This is a genomic window from Pseudomonas sp. MH9.2 (assembly GCF_034353875.1).
Taxonomy (GTDB): domain Bacteria; phylum Pseudomonadota; class Gammaproteobacteria; order Pseudomonadales; family Pseudomonadaceae; genus Aquipseudomonas.
Genome location: NZ_CP133784.1, coordinates 2,598,240 through 2,621,500, shown reverse-complemented (window position 1 = coordinate 2,621,500; position 23,261 = coordinate 2,598,240). Strand labels below are relative to the sequence as shown.

27 protein-coding genes are annotated in these 23,261 nt (G+C 54.4%); all 27 read left to right on the top strand.

The features are described 5' to 3' along the window. Positions 1–11 precede the first annotated feature (11 nt). Positions 12–443 carry a 50S ribosomal protein L11 gene (rplK, locus tag RHM55_RS12335; protein WP_219062797.1) on the top strand — a complete coding sequence of 144 codons (432 nt, stop codon included), beginning with the start codon at positions 12–14 and terminating at the stop codon, positions 441–443. Then, positions 443–1,138, top strand: a complete 696-nt coding sequence (gene rplA / locus RHM55_RS12330) for a 50S ribosomal protein L1 (RefSeq protein WP_219062796.1) — start codon at positions 443–445, stop codon at positions 1,136–1,138. The genes rplK and rplA overlap by 1 nt, the downstream gene beginning before the upstream one ends. Positions 1,139–1,332: 194 nt before the next feature. Beyond that, positions 1,333–1,833 (top strand): 50S ribosomal protein L10, encoded by a 501-nt coding sequence (gene rplJ / locus RHM55_RS12325; protein WP_219062794.1) that lies wholly within the window; start codon positions 1,333–1,335, stop codon positions 1,831–1,833. 77 nt (positions 1,834–1,910) lie between these two features. After that, positions 1,911–2,276: a 50S ribosomal protein L7/L12 gene (gene rplL / locus RHM55_RS12320; RefSeq protein ID WP_219062792.1), complete on the top strand. Its 366-nt coding sequence runs from the start codon at positions 1,911–1,913 to the stop codon at positions 2,274–2,276. Between the two features lie 221 nt (positions 2,277–2,497). Next, complete coding sequence (gene rpoB, locus RHM55_RS12315; protein WP_322182396.1) at positions 2,498–6,571, top strand: DNA-directed RNA polymerase subunit beta; 4,074 nt, start codon at positions 2,498–2,500, stop codon at positions 6,569–6,571. A gap of 64 nt (positions 6,572–6,635) precedes the next feature. After that, positions 6,636–10,835 (top strand): DNA-directed RNA polymerase subunit beta', encoded by a 4,200-nt coding sequence (rpoC, locus tag RHM55_RS12310; protein WP_219062790.1) that lies wholly within the window; start codon positions 6,636–6,638, stop codon positions 10,833–10,835. Positions 10,836–11,036: 201 nt separating this feature from the next. Next, positions 11,037–11,408, top strand: a complete 372-nt coding sequence (gene rpsL, locus RHM55_RS12305) for a 30S ribosomal protein S12 (protein ID WP_003186084.1) — start codon at positions 11,037–11,039, stop codon at positions 11,406–11,408. A 124-nt stretch (positions 11,409–11,532) separates the two neighbouring features. Next, a complete protein-coding gene (gene rpsG / locus RHM55_RS12300) occupies positions 11,533–12,003 on the top strand; it encodes a 30S ribosomal protein S7 (RefSeq protein WP_003400433.1) in 471 nt (156 codons plus the stop codon). Between the two features lie 30 nt (positions 12,004–12,033). Beyond that, positions 12,034–14,136, top strand: a complete 2,103-nt coding sequence (gene fusA, locus RHM55_RS12295) for an elongation factor G (protein WP_322182373.1) — start codon at positions 12,034–12,036, stop codon at positions 14,134–14,136. Positions 14,137–14,167: 31 nt separating this feature from the next. Further along, complete coding sequence (gene tuf, locus RHM55_RS12290; RefSeq protein ID WP_219062788.1) at positions 14,168–15,361, top strand: elongation factor Tu; 1,194 nt, start codon at positions 14,168–14,170, stop codon at positions 15,359–15,361. 140 nt (positions 15,362–15,501) lie between these two features. Then, positions 15,502–15,813: a 30S ribosomal protein S10 gene (rpsJ, locus tag RHM55_RS12285; RefSeq protein WP_003186070.1), complete on the top strand. Its 312-nt coding sequence runs from the start codon at positions 15,502–15,504 to the stop codon at positions 15,811–15,813. Positions 15,814–15,894: 81 nt separating this feature from the next. Beyond that, a complete protein-coding gene (gene rplC / locus RHM55_RS12280) occupies positions 15,895–16,530 on the top strand; it encodes a 50S ribosomal protein L3 (protein WP_219062787.1) in 636 nt (211 codons plus the stop codon). Between the two features lie 12 nt (positions 16,531–16,542). Next, positions 16,543–17,145: a 50S ribosomal protein L4 gene (rplD, locus tag RHM55_RS12275; protein WP_219062785.1), complete on the top strand. Its 603-nt coding sequence runs from the start codon at positions 16,543–16,545 to the stop codon at positions 17,143–17,145. Continuing rightward, positions 17,142–17,441 (top strand): 50S ribosomal protein L23, encoded by a 300-nt coding sequence (gene rplW, locus RHM55_RS12270; RefSeq protein ID WP_017129879.1) that lies wholly within the window; start codon positions 17,142–17,144, stop codon positions 17,439–17,441. Before rplD ends, rplW begins: the two co-directional genes overlap by 4 nt. A gap of 14 nt (positions 17,442–17,455) precedes the next feature. Continuing rightward, complete coding sequence (gene rplB, locus RHM55_RS12265; protein ID WP_322182370.1) at positions 17,456–18,280, top strand: 50S ribosomal protein L2; 825 nt, start codon at positions 17,456–17,458, stop codon at positions 18,278–18,280. A gap of 16 nt (positions 18,281–18,296) precedes the next feature. After that, positions 18,297–18,572, top strand: a complete 276-nt coding sequence (gene rpsS / locus RHM55_RS12260) for a 30S ribosomal protein S19 (RefSeq protein ID WP_002555486.1) — start codon at positions 18,297–18,299, stop codon at positions 18,570–18,572. Positions 18,573–18,585: 13 nt separating this feature from the next. Then, complete coding sequence (gene rplV / locus RHM55_RS12255; RefSeq protein WP_002555485.1) at positions 18,586–18,918, top strand: 50S ribosomal protein L22; 333 nt, start codon at positions 18,586–18,588, stop codon at positions 18,916–18,918. Positions 18,919–18,931: 13 nt separating this feature from the next. Next, positions 18,932–19,618 carry a 30S ribosomal protein S3 gene (gene rpsC / locus RHM55_RS12250; RefSeq protein ID WP_003176422.1) on the top strand — a complete coding sequence of 229 codons (687 nt, stop codon included), beginning with the start codon at positions 18,932–18,934 and terminating at the stop codon, positions 19,616–19,618. A 12-nt stretch (positions 19,619–19,630) separates the two neighbouring features. Then, complete coding sequence (gene rplP, locus RHM55_RS12245; protein WP_095080428.1) at positions 19,631–20,044, top strand: 50S ribosomal protein L16; 414 nt, start codon at positions 19,631–19,633, stop codon at positions 20,042–20,044. After that, a complete protein-coding gene (gene rpmC, locus RHM55_RS12240; protein ID WP_002555481.1) occupies positions 20,044–20,235 on the top strand; it encodes a 50S ribosomal protein L29 in 192 nt (63 codons plus the stop codon). Before rplP ends, rpmC begins: the two co-directional genes overlap by 1 nt. 2 nt (positions 20,236–20,237) lie before the next feature. Beyond that, on the top strand, positions 20,238–20,504 hold the full coding sequence (gene rpsQ / locus RHM55_RS12235; RefSeq protein WP_003444370.1) for a 30S ribosomal protein S17: 267 nt from the start codon (positions 20,238–20,240) through the stop codon (positions 20,502–20,504). 23 nt (positions 20,505–20,527) lie between these two features. Beyond that, positions 20,528–20,896: a 50S ribosomal protein L14 gene (gene rplN / locus RHM55_RS12230; protein WP_002555479.1), complete on the top strand. Its 369-nt coding sequence runs from the start codon at positions 20,528–20,530 to the stop codon at positions 20,894–20,896. An 11-nt stretch (positions 20,897–20,907) separates the two neighbouring features. Next, positions 20,908–21,222, top strand: coding sequence for a 50S ribosomal protein L24 (gene rplX, locus RHM55_RS12225; protein ID WP_322182358.1), 315 nt, complete (start codon positions 20,908–20,910; stop codon positions 21,220–21,222). 20 nt (positions 21,223–21,242) lie between these two features. After that, the gene (gene rplE / locus RHM55_RS12220; RefSeq protein ID WP_219062782.1) at positions 21,243–21,782 is read left to right on the top strand and encodes a 50S ribosomal protein L5; all 540 of its coding nucleotides are present in this window, start codon (positions 21,243–21,245) and stop codon (positions 21,780–21,782) included. Positions 21,783–21,795: 13 nt separating this feature from the next. After that, positions 21,796–22,101: a 30S ribosomal protein S14 gene (gene rpsN / locus RHM55_RS12215; RefSeq protein ID WP_219062780.1), complete on the top strand. Its 306-nt coding sequence runs from the start codon at positions 21,796–21,798 to the stop codon at positions 22,099–22,101. A 214-nt stretch (positions 22,102–22,315) separates the two neighbouring features. After that, on the top strand, positions 22,316–22,708 hold the full coding sequence (rpsH, locus tag RHM55_RS12210) for a 30S ribosomal protein S8 (protein ID WP_065833640.1): 393 nt from the start codon (positions 22,316–22,318) through the stop codon (positions 22,706–22,708). A 12-nt stretch (positions 22,709–22,720) separates the two neighbouring features. After that, positions 22,721–23,254, top strand: coding sequence for a 50S ribosomal protein L6 (gene rplF / locus RHM55_RS12205; protein WP_219062778.1), 534 nt, complete (start codon positions 22,721–22,723; stop codon positions 23,252–23,254). Positions 23,255–23,261: the final 7 nt, after the last annotated feature.

The window sequence follows — 23,261 nt, the reverse complement described above, 5'->3', positions numbered from 1 at the left end:
TGGAGTGCCTCATGGCCAAGAAAATTACCGCTTACATCAAGCTGCAAGTGAAGGCCGCTCAGGCTAACCCAAGCCCACCTGTTGGTCCTGCTCTGGGTCAGCATGGCGTGAACATCATGGAATTCTGCAAGGCTTTCAACGCCCGTACTCAGGGTCTTGAAGCAGGTCTGCCGACTCCAGTGATCATCACTGTCTACAGCGACCGTAGCTTCACTTTCGAAACCAAATCCACACCTGCTTCGGTTCTGCTGAAGAAGGCTGCTGGTCTGACTAGCGGTTCCGCTCGTCCGAACACCGTTAAGGTTGGCACCGTGACCCGTGCTCAGCTGGAAGAAATCGCGAAAACCAAAAACGCGGATCTGACAGCAAGTGATATGGACGCCGCTGTGCGTACCATCGCTGGCTCTGCTCGTAGCATGGGCCTTAACGTGGAGGGTGTGTAATGGCTAAGTTGACTAAGCGCCAAAAAGCTATCGCGGCTAAAATTGAGCCGGGCAAAGCTTATAACTTCGCAGACGCAGCTGCTCTGTTGACCGAGCTGTCGACGGTCAAGTTCAGCGAATCTGTTGACGTTGCGGTTAACCTTGGTGTTGACCCGCGTAAATCCGATCAGGTTGTTCGCAGTGCAACCGTGCTTCCGCACGGCACTGGCAAAACTGTTCGCGTTGCTGTGTTCACCCAGGGCCCTGCTGCTGAAGCTGCTCTGGCTGCTGGCGCTGATCGTGTTGGTATGGACGACCTGGCCGCCGAAATGAAAGCCGGTAACCTGAACTTCGACGTTGTTATCGCCTCCCCGGACGCGATGCGTGTTGTTGGTCAGTTGGGTCAGATCCTCGGCCCACGTGGCCTGATGCCTAACCCTAAAGTCGGCACTGTGACGCCAGACGTAGCCACGGCGGTTAAAAACGCCAAGGCTGGTCAGGTTCGTTATCGCACCGACAAAAACGGCATCATCCACACTTCCGTTGGCAAAGTCGGTTTCGACGCTGTCAAGTTGAAGGAAAACGTTGAAGCGCTGATCGCTGATTTGAAGCGTATCAAGCCAGCTTCTTCGAAAGGTATTTATGTCAAGCGCGTTACCCTGAGCACCACTATGGGCCCAGGTCTGGTCATCGACCAAGGCTCGCTGGACGCGTAAGACAAATGGGTGCAGGCGACTGCACCTATGAAAGATTGGGGTCCCTGCCTGGCGGGGGCTATCCAAGACCGTAGGCGGCGAAAGTCTTAAACCTCAAGCCTACGCAGATGGTGCTCCCGGTTCCTTACCGAATCAGACACCAAAACGACATCCGACCTCGGTTGGATGAAACGGTAACAAGCAGGAGTTAACCCGTGGCAATTAAACTCGAAGACAAGAAGGCCATCGTCGCTGAAGTCAACGAGGCTGCCAAAGTAGCTCTGTCCGCTGTCGTGGCTGATGCCCGCGGTGTGACAGTAAGCGCTATGACCGGACTCCGTAAAGAGGCCCGTGAAGCAGGCGTTTACGTACGTGTTGTACGTAACACCTTGCTGCGACGCGCCGTTGCAGGCACTCAATATGACGTGCTCAACGACGTGTTCACAGGCCCGACCTTGGTTGCGTTCTCCAACGAACACCCTGGCGCTGCTGCCCGTTTGTTCAAGGAATTCGCCAAAGGTCAGGATAAGTTCGAGATCAAGGCAGCTGCGTTCGAGGGCAAGTTCCTCGCAGCTAATCAGATCGACGTACTGGCAACTCTGCCGACCCGTAACGAAGCTATTTCTCAGCTGATGAGCGTGATTCAAGGCGCTACCAGCAAGTTGGCTCGTACTCTGGCGGCTGTTCGCGAACAAAAAGAAGCGGCCGCAGCTTAAGGCTGAGCACTTCTTCTCGCGTATTTTTGTTTATTTCGATGGCCGCGTAGGCCGTCCCCAAATCAGGAATTAGAGTCATGTCTATCTCTCAAGACGATATCCTCAACGCCGTAGCTGAAATGTCCGTTCTGCAGGTTGTTGAGCTGATCAAAGCTTTCGAAGAAAAATTCGGCGTTTCTGCTGCCGCTGCTTCCGCCGGCCCAGCTGCTGCTGCCGCTGTTGTTGAAGAGCAGACTGAATTCAACGTTATGTTGACCGAAACTGGCGAGAAGAAAGTTAACGTGATCAAGGCTGTACGTGAACTGACTGGCCTGGGCTTGAAAGAAGCCAAAGCTGTAGTTGACGGCGCTCCTGGCATCGTTCTGGAAGCTGTATCGAAAGATGCTGCTGACAAAGCCAAAGCTGTTCTGGAAGAAGCAGGCGCTAAAGTCGAGCTGAAATAAGCATCGACTTTGCGTATCCAGCCCAAGCGTTAAGCGAAAGGCTGATGGCTGGTGGCTCTTGCCACCGGCCTTTTTCCGTTATAGATGGCTGGCCTGGTCAGCATCTGTAACGTGTAAGAGCCACCCGATGCGGGTGGTGCAAACCAAGGGGTTTGCACGATTTTCTGGCTGCTCCCGTCGGGAGAAGCCAAACAAGCAGGTGACCAAGCTGGGGAACGCTGATGGCTTACTCATATACTGAGAAAAAACGTATCCGCAAGGACTTTAGCAAGTTGCCGGACGTAATGGATGTGCCTTATCTCCTGGCCATCCAGCTGGATTCGTATCGCGAATTCCTGCAAGCGGGAGCTACCAAAGATCAGTTCCGCGACGTCGGTCTGCATGCAGCCTTCAAATCCGTTTTCCCGATCATCAGCTACTCCGGCAATGCTGCGCTGGAGTATGTGGGTTATCGCTTGGGCGAACCGGCATTTGATGTCAAAGAGTGCGTGCTGCGCGGTGTGACTTACGCTGTGCCTTTGCGGGTCAAGGTCCGTTTGATCATTTTCGACAAAGAATCGTCGAATAAAGCGATCAAGGACATCAAAGAGCAAGAAGTCTACATGGGTGAAATTCCCCTGATGACTGAGAACGGTACCTTCGTAATCAACGGTACCGAGCGCGTAATCGTTTCCCAGTTGCACCGTTCCCCGGGCGTGTTCTTCGACCACGACCGCGGTAAGACGCACAGCTCCGGTAAGCTGCTTTATTCCGCGCGTATCATTCCATACCGCGGCTCGTGGCTGGACTTCGAGTTCGACCCGAAAGACTGCGTGTTCGTTCGTATCGACCGTCGTCGTAAGCTGCCTGCGTCCGTATTGTTGCGCGCGCTGGGCTATACGACTGAGCAAGTGCTCGATGCGTTCTATACCACCAACATTTTCCATGTGCAGGGTGAAAACCTGAATCTGGAGCTGATTCCTCAGCGTCTTCGTGGTGAAATTGCGGCTATTGACATCTTGGACGACAAAGGCAAAGTCATTGTCGAACAAGGTCGTCGGATCACCGCTCGCCATGTAAACCAGATGGAAAAAGCCGGGATCAAAGAGCTGGAAGTGCCTATGGACTATGTCCTGGGTCGCACTACCGCCAAGATCATCGTGCATCCAGCGACCGGCGAAATCATTGCCGAATGCAACACGGAGCTGAACACCGAGATTCTGGCAAAAATCGCCAAGGCTCAGGTTGTCCGTGTCGAAACGTTGTACACCAACGATATCGATTGCGGTCCGTTTGTCTCTGACACGCTGAAGATCGACTCCACCAGCAACCAATTGGAAGCGCTGGTCGAGATCTATCGCATGATGCGTCCTGGTGAGCCACCGACCAAAGATGCAGCCGAAACGCTGTTCAACAACCTGTTCTTCAGCCCTGAGCGCTATGACCTGTCTGCAGTCGGTCGGATGAAGTTCAACCGTCGTATCGGTCGTACCGAGATCGAAGGTTCGGGTGTGTTGTGCAAAGAAGATATCGTCGCCGTCCTGAAGACGCTGGTTGATATCCGTAACGGGAAAGGCATCGTCGATGACATCGACCACTTGGGTAACCGTCGTGTTCGTTGTGTTGGCGAAATGGCCGAAAACCAGTTCCGCGTTGGCCTGGTACGTGTAGAGCGTGCGGTCAAAGAGCGTCTGTCGATGGCGGAAAGCGAAGGTCTGATGCCTCAAGACCTGATCAACGCCAAGCCAGTCGCAGCCGCGGTCAAAGAGTTCTTCGGTTCCAGCCAGCTTTCGCAGTTCATGGACCAGAACAACCCGCTGTCCGAGATCACCCACAAGCGTCGTGTCTCTGCACTCGGCCCTGGTGGTTTGACTCGTGAACGTGCCGGCTTCGAAGTTCGTGACGTACACCCGACTCACTATGGTCGTGTATGCCCGATTGAAACGCCGGAAGGTCCGAACATTGGTCTGATCAACTCCTTGGCTGCCTATGCGCGTACCAACCAGTACGGCTTCCTCGAAAGCCCGTACCGTGTGGTTAAAGACGCACTGGTGACTACCGAAATCGTGTTCCTCTCGGCTATCGAAGAAGCGGATCACGTTATCGCTCAGGCTTCGGCCACGATGAACGACACCGGTCACCTGATCGACGAATTGGTTGCGGTACGTCACCTCAACGAATTCACCGTCAAGGCGCCTGAAGACGTGACGCTGATGGACGTTTCGCCGAAGCAGGTAGTTTCGGTAGCGGCCTCGCTGATCCCGTTCCTCGAGCATGACGACGCCAACCGTGCGTTGATGGGTTCGAACATGCAGCGTCAGGCGGTACCGACCCTGCGTTCCGACAAGCCGCTGGTCGGCACCGGGATGGAGCGTAACGTTGCCCGTGACTCCGGTGTTTGCGTCGTGGCTCGTCGTGGCGGCGTGATCGACTCGGTCGATGCCAGCCGTATCGTGGTTCGTGTTGCTGATGACGAAGTTGAAACCGGTGAAGCTGGTGTAGACATCTACAACCTGACCAAATACACCCGTTCCAACCAGAACACCTGCATCAACCAGCGTCCGCTGGTGAGCAAGGGTGATCGGGTTGAGCGTAGCGACATCATGGCTGACGGTCCGTCCACCGATATGGGTGAGCTGGCTCTGGGTCAGAACATGCGCATCGCATTCATGGCGTGGAACGGTTACAACTTCGAAGACTCCATCCTCCTGTCCGAGCGTGTTGTTCAAGAAGACCGTTTCACTACGATCCACATTCAGGAACTGACCTGTGTGGCTCGTGACACCAAGCTTGGGCCTGAAGAGATCACTGCAGACATTCCGAACGTGGGTGAAGCTGCACTGAACAAGCTTGATGAAGCCGGTATCGTTTATGTCGGTGCTGAAGTCGGCGCTGGCGACATTCTGGTCGGTAAGGTCACTCCGAAAGGCGAGACCCAGCTGACACCAGAAGAAAAACTGTTGCGTGCGATCTTCGGTGAGAAGGCGAGCGACGTTAAGGACACTTCCCTGCGCGTACCTACGGGTACCAAGGGCACTGTCATCGACGTTCAGGTCTTCACTCGTGACGGTGTTGAGCGTGATGCTCGTGCTCTGTCCATCGAGAAGATCCAGCTCGACGAAATCCGTAAGGACTTGAACGAAGAGTTCCGTATCGTCGAAGGCGCTACGTTCGAACGTCTGCGTTCCGCTTTGGTAGGCCGTACGGCTGAAGGCGGCGCAGGTCTGAAGAAGGGTCAGGACATCACCGACGAAATTCTCGACGGTCTCGAGCATGGTCAGTGGTTCAAACTGCGCATGGTTGAAGATGCTCTGAACGAGCAGCTCGAGAAGGCTCAGGCTTACATCGTTGATCGTCGCCGTCTTTTGGATGACAAGTTCGAAGACAAGAAACGCAAGCTGCAGCAGGGCGATGACCTGGCACCTGGCGTTCTGAAGATCGTCAAGGTTTACCTGGCAATCCGCCGTCGCATCCAGCCGGGTGACAAGATGGCTGGTCGTCACGGTAACAAAGGTGTGGTCTCCGTGATCATGCCAGTTGAAGACATGCCGCACGATGCCAATGGCACACCGGTCGATATCGTCCTCAACCCGCTGGGCGTACCTTCGCGTATGAACGTCGGTCAGATCCTTGAAACCCACCTGGGCCTTGCTGCCAAGGGCTTGGGTGAGAAGATCAACCGTATGCTTGAAGAGCAGCGTAAAGTCGCAGACTTGCGCAAGTTCCTCAACGAGATCTACAACGAAATCGGCGGTCGCCAGGAAAATCTGGAAGACTTCACCGACAAGGAAATCCTGGATCTCGCGAAGAACCTTCGCAACGGCGTGCCAATGGCAACTCCGGTGTTCGACGGTGCCAAGGAAAGCGAAATCAAGGCAATGCTTAAACTGGCTGATATGCCAGAAAGCGGCCAGATGCAGCTGTTCGACGGTCGTACCGGCAACAAATTCGAGCGCCCGGTAACAGTTGGCTACATGTACATGCTGAAGCTGAACCACTTGGTGGACGACAAGATGCACGCGCGTTCCACTGGTTCTTACAGCCTGGTTACCCAGCAGCCGCTGGGTGGTAAGGCTCAGTTCGGTGGTCAGCGTTTCGGGGAGATGGAAGTGTGGGCGCTGGAAGCATACGGCGCGGCTTACACTCTGCAAGAAATGCTCACAGTGAAGTCGGACGATGTGAACGGTCGGACCAAGATGTACAAAAACATCGTGGACGGCGATCACCGTATGGAGCCGGGCATGCCCGAGTCCTTCAACGTGTTGATCAAAGAAATTCGTTCGCTCGGTATCGATATCGATCTGGAAACCGAATAACACGTGACGCGAATTGGGAGCAGGGCTGTATTGCCTGCTCCCTGCTCCGCCAGGAGGAAAGGCCTTGAAAGACCTACTGAATTTGCTGAAAAACCAGGGTCAAGTCGAAGAGTTCGACGCCATCCGTATTGGATTGGCATCGCCTGAGATGATCCGTTCGTGGTCGTTCGGTGAAGTTAAAAAACCGGAAACCATCAACTACCGTACGTTCAAACCTGAGCGTGACGGCCTGTTCTGCGCCAAGATCTTTGGCCCGGTAAAGGATTACGAGTGCCTGTGCGGTAAGTACAAGCGCTTGAAGCATCGTGGTGTGATCTGCGAGAAGTGCGGCGTAGAAGTCGCGCTGGCAAAAGTTCGTCGCGAGCGTATGGCTCACATCGAACTGGCCTCGCCAGTTGCCCACATCTGGTTCCTGAAGTCCCTGCCGTCCCGTATCGGCTTGCTGATGGACATGACCCTGCGTGATATCGAACGCGTTCTCTATTTCGAGAGCTATGTCGTTATCGATCCAGGCATGACCACCCTTGAAAAGGGTCAACTGCTCAACGACGAGCAGTACTTTGAAGCACTCGAAGAGTTCGGCGATGACTTCGACGCCCGTATGGGTGCTGAAGCTGTCCGTGAACTGCTGCACGCTATCGACTTGGAACACGAGATTGGCCGTCTGCGCGAAGAAATTCCGCAAACCAACTCCGAAACCAAAATCAAGAAGCTGTCCAAGCGCTTGAAGTTGATGGAAGCCTTCCAGGGTTCCGGCAACCTTCCTGAGTGGATGGTGCTGACCGTTCTGCCGGTTCTGCCGCCAGATCTGCGTCCTTTGGTTCCGCTTGACGGTGGTCGTTTCGCGACGTCCGACCTCAACGATCTGTATCGTCGAGTGATCAACCGTAACAACCGCTTGAAGCGCCTGCTTGATCTGTCCGCACCGGACATCATCGTGCGCAACGAAAAGCGTATGTTGCAGGAAGCGGTCGATGCCTTGCTCGACAACGGCCGTCGTGGCCGTGCCATTACTGGTTCGAACAAGCGTCCTCTGAAGTCCCTGGCTGACATGATCAAGGGTAAGCAAGGTCGTTTCCGTCAGAACTTGCTCGGTAAGCGTGTTGACTACTCGGGTCGTTCGGTAATTACCGTAGGCCCGGCTCTGCGTCTGCACCAGTGCGGTCTGCCAAAGAAAATGGCTCTCGAGCTGTTCAAGCCGTTCATTTTCGGTAAGTTGGAAATGCGTGGCCTCGCCACCACCATCAAAGCCGCGAAGAAAATGGTTGAGCGCGAGTTGCCAGAGGTTTGGGACGTTCTCGCTGAAGTGATTCGCGAACACCCGGTTCTCCTCAACCGTGCACCGACTCTTCACCGTCTGGGTATCCAGGCGTTTGAACCGGTTCTGATCGAAGGTAAAGCTATTCAGCTTCACCCGTTGGTCTGTGCTGCGTACAACGCCGACTTCGACGGCGACCAAATGGCCGTTCACGTACCGCTGACGCTGGAAGCCCAGCTCGAAGCGCGTGCGCTGATGATGTCGACCAACAACATCCTGTCGCCAGCCAACGGTGAGCCAATCATCGTTCCGTCGCAGGACGTTGTATTGGGTCTGTACTACATGACGCGTGAAGCGATCAACGCCAAGGGCGAAGGTCGTGTGTTCGCGGATCTGCAGGAAGTTGACCGTGTGTTCCGTGCCGGCGAAGCCGCGCTGCATGCCAAAGTCAAAGTCCGCATCCACGAAACCGTCAATGATCGTGATGGTGGCAGCGTCAAGAACACCCGTATCGTCGACACAACCGTCGGCCGTGCGCTGTTGTTCCAGGTGGTTCCGGCCGGCCTGTCGTACGACGTGGTCAACCAGCCGATGAAGAAAAAAGCGATCTCCAAACTGATCAACCAGTGCTACCGCGTGGTTGGTTTGAAAGAGACCGTTATTTTCGCTGACCAATTGATGTATACCGGTTTTGCCTACTCGACTATTTCGGGTGTTTCCATTGGTGTTAACGACTTCGTTATCCCTGATGAAAAAGCTCGCATCATCGACGCTGCGACCGAAGAAGTTAAAGAGATCGAAAGTCAGTACGCCTCAGGCCTGGTAACCCAGGGCGAGAAGTACAACAAGGTGATCGACCTTTGGTCCAAGGCCAACGACGAAGTTTCCAAGGCGATGATGTCGAACCTCTCGAAAGAGAAAGTCATCGACCGTCATGGCGTCGAAGTTGATCAGGAATCCTTCAACTCGATGTACATGATGGCTGACTCCGGCGCACGGGGTTCCGCTGCACAGATTCGTCAGCTCGCAGGTATGCGTGGCTTGATGGCCAAGCCGGATGGCTCGATCATCGAAACGCCGATCACTGCGAACTTCCGTGAAGGTTTGAGCGTACTTCAGTACTTCATCTCCACTCACGGTGCTCGTAAAGGTTTGGCGGATACCGCGTTGAAAACTGCGAACTCCGGTTATCTGACTCGTCGTCTGGTAGACGTGGCTCAGGATCTGGTGGTTACAGAAGTCGACTGCGGTACCGAGCACGGTCTGCTGATGACGCCGCACATTGAAGGCGGCGACGTCGTTGAGCCATTGGGTGAGCGCGTACTGGGTCGAGTTATCGCCCGTGACGTGTTCAAGCCGGGTACCGATGATGTCATCGTTCCTGCAGGCACCCTGGTTGACGAGAAGTGGGTTGAGTTCATCGAGCTGAACAGCATCGATGAAGTGATCGTACGTTCGCCAATCAGCTGCGAAACTCGTTTCGGTATCTGCGCCAAGTGCTACGGTCGTGACCTGGCTCGCGGGCATCAGGTGAACATCGGTGAAGCTGTCGGCGTAATCGCTGCGCAGTCGATCGGTGAGCCGGGTACTCAGCTGACCATGCGTACGTTCCACATCGGTGGTGCGGCAAGCCGGACCTCTGCTGCTGACAGCGTTCAGGTGAAGAATGGCGGTACTGTCCGCCTGCACAACCTGAAGCACGTTGAGCGAGTTGATGGTTGCCTGGTTGCAGTGTCTCGTTCTGGTGAACTGGCTATTGCTGATGACTACGGTCGTGAGCGTGAGCGTTACAAGCTGCCGTACGGTGCTGTGATTTCGGTGAAGGAAGGCGACAAGGTCGACGCTGGCGCAATCGTGGCCAAGTGGGATCCGCACACTCACCCAATCGTCACCGAGATGAAAGGTACCGTGACCTACGTGGGCATGGAAGAAGGCATCACGATCAAGCGTCAGACAGACGAATTGACCGGTATGACCAACATCGAAGTACTCGACGCCAAAGACCGTCCAGCTGCCGGTAAGGACATCCGTCCTGCCGTTAAGATGGTCGGTGTGGATGGCAAGGATCTGCTGCTGCCAGGTACCGACGTACCGGCTCAGTACTTCCTGCCGGCTAACGCCCTGGTCGGTGTTGCGGATGGTGTGCAGGTTGCGATCGGTGATGTTATCGCCCGTATCCCGCAAGAGACTTCGAAAACCCGTGACATCACCGGTGGTCTGCCGCGTGTTGCCGACTTGTTCGAAGCGCGTCGTCCGAAAGAAGCCTCCATTCTGGCTGAGGTCAGCGGCACCATCGCGTTCGGTAAAGAGACCAAAGGCAAGCGCCGTCTGGTCATTACCCCGAACGATGGCAGCGACTTGTACGAAGAGCTGATTCCAAAGTGGCGTCACCTGAACGTCTTCGAAGGCGAGCAAGTGAACCGCGGTGAAGTCATCTCCGACGGCCCGAGTGATCCACACGATATCCTGCGTCTGCTGGGTGTGAGTGCGCTGGCCAAGTACATCGTTAACGAGATCCAAGACGTTTATCGTCTGCAAGGCGTGAAAATCAACGATAAGCACATCGAAACGATTCTTCGTCAGATGCTGCGTAAAGTTGAGATCGCCGAGTCTGGCGATTCAACCTTCATCAAGGGCGACCAGATGGAGTTGACGCATGTTCTGGTCGAGAACGAGCGCCTGAGCGCGGACGAGAAATTCGTTTCCAAGTTCACTCGTGTGTTGCTGGGTATCACCAAGGCATCGTTGTCCACCGAGTCGTTCATCTCCGCAGCCTCCTTCCAGGAGACAACGCGGGTACTGACCGAAGCGGCTGTAACCGGCAAGCGCGACTACTTGCGCGGCCTGAAAGAAAACGTGGTCGTGGGTCGTTTGATCCCGGCCGGTACCGGTCTGGCTTATCACAGCGAGCGCAAACGTCGCCGTGAAGCAGACAAACCGTTGCGTGTTAGCGCCAGTGAAGTCGAAGCTGCACTGACCGAAGCGTTGAACTCAAGCGGTAATTAAGATTGAAGCCCTGGCCCTCCCGGCCAAAAGGCAATGGCGTTATGCTGTTGTCTTCATGGTCGGGGAGGTTGGGGCTTTGTCTTGACTGGGGGCAGGATCCTCTTTAGACTCTTGTACCCCTAAATTTGGCGGGACTCGTGTCCTGCCATTTTGCTTTTCTTGTAAGACAATAGCGTCGCAAGACAACAGTGGAGCTAGTAGATGGCAACTATCAACCAGCTGGTACGTCAGCCGCGTAAGCGTATCGTCGAGAAATCCGACGTACCTGCGCTGCAGAACTGCCCGCAACGTCGTGGCGTATGCACCCGTGTGTATACAACTACGCCGAAAAAACCAAACTCGGCACTGCGTAAAGTATGCCGTGTGCGCCTGACCAACGGTTTCGAGGTTTCCTCGTACATCGGTGGTGAAGGTCACAACCTGCAAGAGCACAGCGTCGTACTGATTCGTGGCGGTCGTGTAAAAGACTTGCCAGGTGTTCGTTACCACACCGTTCGCGGCTCCCTGGATACTTCCGGCGTTAAAGGTCGTAACCAAGGTCGTTCGAAATACGGTACCAAACGTCCGAAGTAATCGGCCGTTTTTTGCGATAAATTGCAGATTTCTATTTTTCTGAGTCGATAAGAGTAAGGTCGGGCGCACCTCGCAAGAGCGCTGTGGTCCCGAGCTAACCTGAAGACCGTTTGAGGGCTTATCCATGCCAAGAAGACGCGTAGCAGCCAAGCGCGATGTGCTTGACGATCCAAAATACGGCAGCCAGATTCTGGCCAAGTTCATGAACCACGTGATGGAAAGCGGCAAGAAAGCCGTTGCCGAGCGTATCGTTTATGGCGCGCTGGAAAAGGTTAAAGAACGCAAGAATAGCGACCCCCTGGAAATCTTCGAGAAAGCTCTCGACGCCATCGCTCCGCTGGTCGAAGTGAAGTCGCGCCGTGTAGGCGGTGCTACTTACCAGGTTCCGGTCGAAGTTCGTCCGTCCCGTCGTAACGCCCTGGCAATGCGCTGGTTGGTAGACTTCGCGCGCAAGCGTGGCGAAAAGTCTATGGCTCTGCGTTTGGCTGGCGAATTGATGGACGCTGCTGAAGGTAAAGGTGCTGCAGTTAAGAAGCGTGAAGACGTGCACCGTATGGCTGAAGCCAACAAGGCTTTCTCGCACTACCGCTTCTAATTTCGGCATCACTAATTTTGCGAGGGCTTTATGGCTCGTACTACTCCGATTAACCGCTACCGTAACATTGGTATCGTAGCTCACGTGGATGCTGGTAAAACCACCACCACCGAGCGCGTCCTTTTTTACACTGGCGTAAACCACAAAATGGGCGAGGTGCATGATGGCGCCGCGACCATGGACTGGATGGTGCAGGAGCAGGAGCGTGGTATCACTATCACCTCCGCTGCAACCACGGCCTTCTGGTCGGGTTCTGCCAAGCAGTTCGACAAGTATCGCTTCAACATCATCGACACCCCTGGCCACGTTGACTTCACTATTGAAGTAGAGCGTTCGCTGCGCGTACTTGATGGCGCTGTCGTTGTGTTCTGTGGCACTTCGGGTGTTGAGCCTCAGTCGGAAACCGTATGGCGTCAAGCCAACAAATACGGTGTTCCGCGTCTTGTTTACGTAAACAAGATGGACCGTGCGGGTGCTAACTTCCTGCGCGTTGTCGCTCAGATCAAGCAGCGCCTGGGTCACACTCCAGTCCCTATTCAGCTCGCTATTGGCGCTGAAGATAACTTCCAGGGTCAGATCGATCTGATCAACATGGAAGCGGTCTACTGGGATGATGCTGACAAGGGCATGGCTCCACGCCGCGAAGCAATTCCGGCGGACATGCTTGAGCTGGCTGAAGAGTGGCGCGGCAACATGGTAGAGGCTGCGGCCGAAGCCACTGAAGAGTTGATGAACAAGTACCTCGAAGGTGAAGAGCTCACCATCGAAGAGATCAAGTCTGCTCTGCGTCAGCGTACTATCGCTGGTGAGATCGTTCTTGCTGTCTGCGGTTCTTCGTTCAAGAACAAGGGCGTTCCCCTGGTTCTAGACGCCGTTATCGATTTCCTGCCGGCTCCAGCTGACATTCCAGCCATCAAGGGTTCTGACCCGGATGACGAAGAAGTCGCTATGGAACGTCATGCAAACGACGACGAACCGTTCTCGGCTCTGGCTTTCAAAATTGCTACCGACCCATTCGTGGGTACTCTGACTTTCGTGCGCGTTTACTCGGGCGTGTTGAGCTCCGGCGACGGCGTGATCAACTCGGTCAAGGGCAAGAAAGAGCGCGTTGGTCGTATGGTGCAAATGCATGCGAACACTCGTGAAGAGATCAAGGAAGTACGCGCTGGTGACATCGCGGCCTTGATTGGTATGAAGGACGTCACCACCGGTGACACCCTTTGCTCGAGCGACAAGCCGATCATCCTCGTTCGTATGGACTTCCCGGAACCCGTTATTTCGGTTGCCGTTGAGCCAAAGACTAAGGATGACCAGGAAAAAATGGGTATCGCTCTGGGCAAACTTGCTCAGGAAGATCCATCTTTCCGCGTCAAAACTGATGAAGAGACTGGTCAAACGATCATCTCTGGCATGGGCGAGTTGCACCTGGACATCCTGGTAGACCGGATGCGCCGTGAGTTCAACGTCGAAGCCAACATCGGTAAGCCACAGGTTTCCTATCGTGAAAAAATCACGAAGGCCTGTGAGATCGAAGGCAAGTTCGTTCGCCAGTCCGGCGGTCGTGGTCAGTTCGGCCACTGCTGGATTCGTTTTGCTCCTGCTGACGAAGGTCAGGAAGGTCTGCAATTCGTGAACGAAGTAGTGGGTGGTGTGGTTCCTAAGGAATTCATCCCGGCTATCCAGAAGGGTATCGAAGAGCAGATGAAGAACGGCGTTGTTGCCGGCTATCCGCTGATCGGCCTGAAGGCTACTGTGTTCGATGGTTCTTACCATGACGTCGACTCCAACGAGATGGCGTTTAAGGTGGCTGCTTCCATGGCGACCAAGCAGTTGGCCACTAAAGGTGGTGGTGTTCTGCTTGAGCCGGTCATGGCTGTAGAGGTTGTTACACCTGAGGACTATATGGGTGACGTGATGGGCGACTTGAATCGTCGTCGCGGCATGATCTTGGGTATGGAAGATACGGTTTCCGGCAAAGTGATTCGCGCCGAGGTTCCGTTGGGTGAGATGTTCGGTTATGCGACCGACGTCCGTTCCATGTCTCAGGGTCGCGCGAGCTACTCTATGGAATTCAAAAAATACGATGTAGCTCCGGCGCATATCGTCGAAGCTGTCACTAAAAAACAAGGCTGATTCAGCCCCTTTAGGCTAGGAGTTAATTGTCGTGGCTAAAGAAAAATTTGAACGTACCCTCCCGCACGTCAACGTTGGCACCATTGGTCACGTTGACCATGGCAAAACCACTCTGACTGCTGCTCTGACTCGAGTGGCTGCAGAAGCGTTTGGTGGTAAAGCAGCTGATTTCGGCAGCATCGATAGCGCGCCGGAAGAAAAGGCTCGTGGTATCACCATCAACACTGCTCACGTTGAATACCACACCAAGATCCGTCACTACGCTCACGTTGACTGCCCAGGTCACGCTGACTATGTGAAGAACATGATCACCGGTGCTGCGCAGATGGACGGCGCTATCCTGGTTTGCTCGGCAGCTGATGGTCCTATGCCTCAGACTCGCGAGCACATCCTGTTGTCCCGTCAGGTAGGTGTTCCGTACATCGTTGTTTACCTGAACAAGGCTGACTTGGTAGACGACGCTGAGCTGTTGGAACTGGTTGAGATGGAAGTGCGCGATCTGCTGAGCACTTACGACTTCCCGGGTGACGATACTCCAATCATTATCGGTTCCGCGCGTATGGCGCTGGAAGGTCTGGACGATAACGAAATGGGTACCACTTCGGTTCTTAAGCTGCTTGAGACTCTGGACAGCTACATCCCAGATCCAGTGCGTGCGATCGACAAGCCGTTCCTGATGCCAATCGAAGACGTGTTCTCGATCTCTGGTCGTGGCACCGTGGTAACAGGTCGTATCGAGCGTGGGATCATCAAGATCCAGGAATCGATCGAGATCGTTGGTCTGCGTGACACCGTCACCACTACCTGCACCGGCGTTGAAATGTTCCGTAAGCTGCTCGACGAAGGTCGTGCTGGCGAGAACTGCGGCGTGCTGTTGCGCGGTACCAAGCGTGAAGACGTTGAGCGTGGCCAGGTTCTGGTCAAGCCGGGTTCGGTTAAGCCGCACACCACGTTCACCGCAGAAGTTTACGTTCTGAGCAAAGAAGAAGGCGGCCGTCATACTCCGTTCTTCAAAGGCTACCGTCCACAGTTCTACTTCCGTACAACTGACGTGACCGGTAACTGCGAATTGCCAGAAGGCGTTGAAATGGTAATGCCAGGTGATAACATTCAAATGACTGTTACCCTGATCAAAACCATCGCGATGGAAGAAGGTCTGCGTTTCGCCATTCGTGAAGGCGGTCGTACCGTCGGCGCTGGCGTAGTAGCCAAGATCCTCGCGTAAGCGTTGATTGATAAAAGGGCCCCCGCTTGCGGGGGCTTTTTTATTGGGTTGACACTAGGTTGGGCCGTCTATAGAATTGCGCCTCCTTTTAACGGGCGTATTGCGTCCGGTGGGAATAGCAGCTGGGAGTCTGAAATCCAATGCAAAATCAGCAAATCCGTATCAGGTTGAAGGCTTTTGACCATCGTCTGATCGACCAATCCACCCAGGAAATCGTGGAAACCGCGAAACGTACTGGTGCACAGGTGCGTGGTCCGATTCCACTTCCTACCCGTAAAGAGCGGTTCACTGTTCTGGTTTCTCCGCACGTCAACAAAGACGCGCGCGACCAGTATGAGATCCGTACTCACAAGCGCGTTCTGGACATCGTCCAGCCAACGGATAAAACCGTTGACGCACTTATGAAGCTTGATCTTGCGGCCGGTGTGGAAGTACAGATCAGCCTCGGCTAAGACTCGGGTCTTAGTCGTGTAACGCTCTGAAATGGGCGGCCATAGCGGGTGAAAGCCCCGTACACTCATGAGGTTTACAACATGACTATTGGTGTAGTCGGTCGTAAATGCGGTATGACCCGTATTTTCACCGAAGAAGGTGTCTCCATTCCGGTTACGGTCATTGAGATCGAGCCGAATCGCGTCACCCAGTTCAAAACCGAAGAAACTGATGGCTATCGTGCAGTGCAAGTCACTGTCGGTGTGCGTCGTGCTTCGCGTGTGACTGCTGCTCAAGCAGGTCACTTCGCAAAAGCGAACGTTGCTGCTGGTCGCGGTGTTTGGGAGTTTCGTCTTGAAGAAGGCGACTACCAGGCTGGCGACGTAATCAATGCAGAAATCTTCGCCGCTGGTCAGATGGTCGATGTGACCGGTCAGTCCAAAGGTAAAGGTTTCCAGGGTACGATCAAACGCCACAATTTCCGTGGCCAAGACAATACTCACGGCAACTCCGTATCCCACCGCGTCCCGGGCTCAATCGGCCAGTGCCAGACTCCTGGTCGTGTATTCAAGGGCAAAAAAATGTCCGGTCATATGGGCGCTGAGCGCGTGACCGTGCAGTCCCTGGAAGTGGTGCGCGTGGACGCTGAACGCAATCTGTTGTTGGTCAAGGGTGCTGTTCCTGGCGCTACTGGCGGCAACCTGGTTGTACGTCCGGCAGCCAAGGCTCGCGGTTAAGGGGAAGCTGACATGCAATTAAATGTAAATGACGCTCAGGCGATCGAAGTTTCCGAACTGACGTTCGGCGGCGAGTTCAACGAGACGCTGGTTCACCAAGCAGTCGTGGCCTACATGGCCGGCGGCCGTCAAGGTAGCAAGGCCCAGAAGACCCGTTCAGACGTTTCCGGTGGCGGTAAGCGCCCATGGCGTCAGAAAGGTACTGGTCGTGCTCGTGCCGGTACTATCCGTAGCCCAATCTGGCGTGGCGGCGGTACCACTTTTGCTGCTCGTCCTCAGGATCACTCCCAGAAACTCAACAAGAAGATGTATCGCGCAGCATTGCGCTCCATCCTTGCTGAGCTGGTACGTACTGATCGTCTGGTCGTGGTTCAGGACTTCGTAGTTGAAGCGCCGAAAACCAAAGACCTGCTGAACAAGCTGAATGGCATGGGTCTGACTGATGTCTTGATCGTGTCTGATGCTGTTGATCAGAACCTGTACCTGGCTGCTCGTAACCTGCCGCACGTTGATGTTCGTGACGTACAGGGTTCCGATCCAGTTAGTCTGATCGCATACGACAAGGTGTTGATCACCGTGTCGGCCGTGAAGAAATTCGAGGAGCTGCTGGGATGAACCAGGAACGCGTATTTAAAGTTCTACTCGGCCCGCACGTTTCCGAGAAGGCTACGGTTCTGGCTGACAAGAAAGGCCAGTTCGTTTTCAAGGTTGCTACTGACGCAACCAAGCTGGAAATCAAGAAGGCCGTCGAAAGCCTGTTCAGCGTGAAAGTAGAGCGTGTTACTACCCTGAATGTTCTGGGTAAGAGCAAACGTACTGCTCGCGGTCTGGGCAAGCGTAATGACTGGAAGAAGGCGATTATTTCCCTTCAACCGGGCCAAGATCTCGATTTCAGCAGCAGTGCTGAGTAAGGAAGGGGTGCATCATGGCAATCGTTAAATGCAAACCGACTTCCCCTGGCCGCCGTTTTGTGGTCAAGGTGGTCAACCAGGAGCTGCATAAAGGCGCTCCTCACGCACCGCTGCTCGAGAAGAAATCGAAGACTGGTGGTCGTAACAACAATGGCCGTATTACCACTCGTCACATCGGTGGTGGTCATAAGCAGCATTATCGTTTGGTCGATTTCCGTCGTAACGACAAAGATGGCATCAGTGCCACCGTTGAGCGTATCGAATACGATCCAAACCGTACTGCTCACATCGCCCTGCTGTTGTACGCAGATGGCGAGCGCCGCTACATTATTGCCCCTAAAGGCATTAGTGCTGGCGACCAGCTGATCGCAGGTGCCTTGGCACCGATCAAGCCGGGCAACGCTCTTCAGTTGCGCAACATTCCAGTGGGTAGCACCGTACACGGCATCGAGTTGAAGCCGGGTAAAGGCGCGCAAATCGCTCGTTCCGCTGGTGCTTCTGCTCAGCTGGTAGCGCGTGATGGTGTCTACGTGACCCTGCGTCTGCGCTCTGGTGAAATGCGTAAAGTATTGGCTGAATGCCGTGCAACGCTTGGCGAAGTCTCGAACTCCGAGCACAGCCTGCGTTCGCTGGGTAAAGCTGGTGCCAAACGCTGGCGTGGCGTTCGCCCAACCGTTCGTGGTGTTGCCATGAACCCGGTTGACCACCCACATGGTGGTGGTGAAGGTCGTACCTCTGGTGGTCGTCATCCGGTATCGCCGTGGGGCTTCCCGACTAAGGGCGCGAAGACTCGTGGTAATAAGCGTACCGACAAAATGATCGTCCGTCGTCGCAAGTAAATAGAGGGATACGACAGTGCCACGTTCTCTGAAAAAAGGTCCTTTTATCGATCTTCACCTACTGAAGAAGATCGAAGTGGCGGCGGAAAAGAATGATCGCAAACCAGTTAAGACCTGGTCGCGCCGTTCTATGATTCTGCCGCAAATGGTCGGTTTGACCATTGCTGTGCATAACGGTCGTCAACATGTCCCAGTTCTTGTGAACGAAGACATGGTCGGCCATAAACTAGGCGAGTTTGCCGGTACCCGCACTTATCGTGGGCACGTGGCAGACAAGAAAGCCAAGCGTTAAGGGGTAAGGAACGATGGAAGTAGCCGCTAAGTTGTCGGGCGCTCGAATCTCCGCCCAGAAAGCCCGCTTGGTCGCCGACCAGATCCGCGGGAAGAAGGTGGGCGAAGCGCTCAACCTGTTGGCTTTCAGCAGTAAGAAAGCCGCCGAGATCCTGAAGAAAGTGCTGGAGTCGGCCGTAGCCAACGCCGAGCATAACGAAGGCGCAGACGTTGATGACCTTAAGGTCTCCACCGTTTTCGTCAACGAAGGGCGTTCGCTGAAGCGAATCATGCCGCGTGCCAAAGGCCGCGCTGATCGCATCGTCAAGCGGTCTTGCCATATCACTGTCAAGGTTGCTGACAAGTAACGGAGTCGAAGAGATGGGTCAGAAAGTACATCCCATTGGCATTCGCCTGGGAATCGTCAAGGAGCACACCTCCGTCTGGTACGCAGACGGTCGGACTTATGCGGACTATTTGTTCGCTGATCTGAAGGTGCGCGAGTATCTCCAAGACAAACTAAAAAGCGCGTCCGTAAGCCGTATCGATATCCATCGTCCGGCTCAGACTGCACGTATCACCATCCACACCGCTCGTCCCGGCATCGTGATCGGCAAGAAAGGTGAAGATGTTGAGAAACTGCGTCAGGACCTGACCAAGCAAATGGGTGTGCCTGTGCACATCAATATCGAAGAGATCCGCAAGCCGGAGCTTGACGGTATGCTGGTTGCGCAGAGCGTAGCTCAGCAGCTGGAGCGTCGCGTAATGTTCCGTCGCGCTATGAAGCGCGCTGTTCAGAACGCCATGCGCATTGGTGCCAAAGGCATCAAAATCCAAGTGAGCGGTCGTCTCGGCGGTGCTGAAATCGCACGTACTGAATGGTATCGCGAGGGTCGTGTGCCACTGCACACCCTGCGTGCTGACATCGACTATGCCAACTACGAAGCTCACACCACTTATGGTGTGATCGGTGTAAAGGTTTGGATCTTCAAAGGCGAAGTAATTGGTGGTCGCCAAGAAGAGCTGAAACCACAAGCACCAGCGCCTCGTAAAAAAGCTGCTAAGTAAGGGGTACGCCAAATGTTGCAACCAAAGCGTACGAAGTTCCGCAAGCAGATGACAGGCCACAACCGTGGCTTGGCTCAGCGCGGTAGCAAAGTCAGCTTCGGCGAATATGCGCTGAAGTCTGTTGCTCGTGGTCGTCTCACCGCTCGTCAGATTGAGTCAGCGCGTCGTGCACTGACCCGTCACGTTAAACGTGGCGGCAAAATCTGGATCCGTGTATTCCCGGACAAACCTGTAACCAAAAAGCCACTCGAAGTTCGGATGGGTAAAGGTAAGGGTAACGTTGAGTACTGGGTTGCCCAGATTCAGCCAGGCAAAGTCCTGTATGAAATCGAGGGTGTTACTGAAGAGCTGGCGCGTGAGGCTTTCGCCCTGGCTGCTGCGAAGCTGCCACTCGCCACCTCCTTTGTTAAACGGACGGTGATGTGATGAAAGCGAATGAACTTCGTGAAAAATCAGCACAGCAGCTGAACGAGCAATTGCTCGGCCTGCTGCGCGACCAGTTCAATCTGCGTATGCAGAAAGCAACTGGCCAGTTGGGGCAGTCTCACCTGCTCTCGCAAGTTAAACGTGACATTGCTCGCGTGAAGACTGTGCTTAACCAGCAGGCAGGTAAGTGATCATGGCTGAAGCCGAAAAAACCGTCCGTACGCTGACTGGCCGTGTTGTCAGCGACAAGATGGACAAGACCATCACCGTTCTGATCGAGCGTCGCGTAAAGCACCCGATCTACGGTAAATATGTTAAGCGTTCGACTAAGCTGCACGCGCACGACGAAACCAATCAGTGCCACATCGGCGACAAAGTCACGATTCGTGAAACTCGTCCGCTGGCCAAGACCAAGTCTTGGGCATTGGTTGATATTCTCGAACGCGCTGTGGAAGTCTAAGGACTAGGGGTCGGAGAAATTATATGATTCAGACTCAATCCATGCTCGATGTGGCCGATAACAGCGGCGCACGCCGCGTTATGTGCATCAAGGTGCTGGGTGGCTCCCATCGTCGTTACGCTGGTATCGGTGACATCATCAAAGTGACCGTCAAGGAAGCAATTCCGCGCGGCAAGGTGAAAAAAGGCCAAGTGATGACTGCAGTAGTAGTCCGCACTCGCCATGGTGTTCGTCGTGCTGACGGCTCCATCATCCGCTTTGACGGCAACGCTGCTGTTCTGTTGAACAACAAGCAAGAGCCGATTGGCACCCGTATCTTTGGGCCAGTGACCCGTGAACTTCGTACTGAGAAGTTCATGAAGATCGTCTCGCTCGCCCCAGAAGTGCTGTAAGGAGATCCGACATGCAAAAGATTCGTCGTGACGACGAGATCATCGTGATCGCCGGCAAAGACAAAGGTAAGCGCGGTAAGGTGCTTAAGGTTCTCGTTGACGACCGTCTGGTCGTTGGTGGGCTCAACCTGGTTAAGCGTCATACCAAGCCTAACTCGGCGTCGGGCGTTCAGGGCGGTATCGTCGAGAAAGAAGCGCCATTGCACGCTTCTAACGTCGCCATTTTCAACGGCGCAACCAACAAGGCTGACCGCGTTGGTTTCAAAGTTGAAGACGGCAAGAAAATTCGTGTCTTCAAGTCGACCCAAAAAGCGGTTGATGCTTGAACACTGCTAGGTAGAAGACCATGGCACGACTAAAAGAGATTTACCGGAAGGAAATCGCTCCGAAACTTAAGGAAGAACTTAAGCTTTCGAACGTGATGGAAGTTCCGCGCGTTACAAAGATCACCCTTAACATGGGTCTTGGCGAAGCGGTCGGTGACAAAAAAGTCATCGAGCACGCTGTTGCTGACCTGGAAAAGATCACCGGTCAGAAAGTCGTTGTGACTTACGCTCGGAAATCCATCGCTGGCTTTAAAGTCCGTGAAGGTTGGCCGATCGGCGTTAAAGTCACTCTGCGTCGCGATCGTATGTACGAATTCCTGGATCGTCTGCTGTCGATCTCCCTGCCTCGGGTTCGCGATTTTCGCGGCCTGAATGCCAAGTCCTTCGATGGTCGTGGTAACTACAGCATGGGCGTTAAAGAGCAGATCATTTTCCCGGAAATCGATTACGACAAGATCGATGCTCTTCGCGGTCTGGACATTACCCTGACCACCACTGCTCGTACGGATGACGAGGGTCGCGCATTGCTGCGTGCCTTCAAGTTCCCGTTCCGCAACTGATTGGAGTAGGACAATGGCCAAGATGAGCATGAAAAACCGCGAGCTGAAACGTCAGCTCACGGTTGCCAAGTACGCCAAGAAGCGTGCAGAACTGAAAGCTATCATCGTTGATCTGAACGCAAGTCCAGAAGCACGTTGGGAAGCTCAAGTAGCTCTGCAGAAGCAGCCACGTGACGCAAGCGCTGCGCGCATGCGTAACCGCTGCCGCATCACTGGCCGTCCACACGGCGTCTATCGCAAGTTCGGCCTTGGCCGTAACAAGCTGCGTGAAGCAGCAATGCGTGGCGACGTTCCTGGTCTGGTCAAGGCTAGCTGGTAAGGCGTCCATCTCGTCTCGCACGGGTCAATCTTGTAAAAGATTGGTCTGTGTGAAGCGTGATTTTGAATCAAGCCCCTTTTGGGGCTTGATTCATTTCCGGGGTGTGTCTAGAATGATCGGCTCGCCTGAGCCCGTGCTTTCATTTGCCCGGAGTTTCTCGGCGACAAGCTGTAGCCGCAAGGCTAATTATTTTTGTAACAGGAGCGTCTAGCCCATGAGTATGCAGGACCCGTTAGCGGACATGCTAACTCGTATCCGTAATGCCCAGATGGCTGAAAAGCCCGTCGTAAGCATGCCATCTTCCACGTTGAAGGTAGCTGTAGCCAAAGTCCTCAAGGACGAAGGTTACATTGCGGGTTATCAGATCAGCAGCGAAATCAAACCGCTGCTATCCATCGAGCTGAAGTACTTCGAAGGCCGTCCAGTCATCGAAGAAGTGAAGCGCGTTAGCCGTCCAGGCCTGCGTCAGTACAAGTCCGTCGATGATCTGCCAAAAGTTCGTGGCGGTCTCGGTGTGTCTATCGTCTCCACCAACAAAGGTGTGATGACGGATCGTGCTGCGCGCGCTGCCGGTGTCGGCGGCGAAGTTCTTTGCACAGTGTTCTAAGGGGGGATAAGCATGTCACGCGTAGCTAAGAACCCCGTTAAGTTGCCAGCAGGCGTCGAAGTTAAACTCGTCGGCCAGCAGCTTTCGGTGAAGGGTGCCAAGGGCACTCTAGATCTGAACATCCATTCGTCCATTGAGATTGTTGAAGAAGCTGGTGAGCTGCGTTTCGCTGCTCGCAATGGCGATCAACAGACTCGTGCAATGGCCGGCACCACTCGTGCACTGGTTAACAACATGGTCCAAGGCGTAAGCCAAGGCTTCGAGCGTAAGCTCCAGCTGGTCGGTGTCGGTTATAAAGCGCAAGCAAAAGACAAAGTGCTGTCCCTGGCTCTCGGCTTTTCGCATCCAGTGGAATACGACCTGCCGAATGGCATCACCGCTGAGACTCCCAACCAGACCGATATCTTCATCCGAGGTATCGATAAGCAGTTGGTTGGTCAAGTGGCCGCTGAGATCCGCGACTTCCGCCGTCCTGAGCCGTACAAAGGCAAAGGTGTGCGTTACGCAGACGAAGTCGTCCGCCGTAAAGAAGCCAAGAAGAAGTAGGGCATAG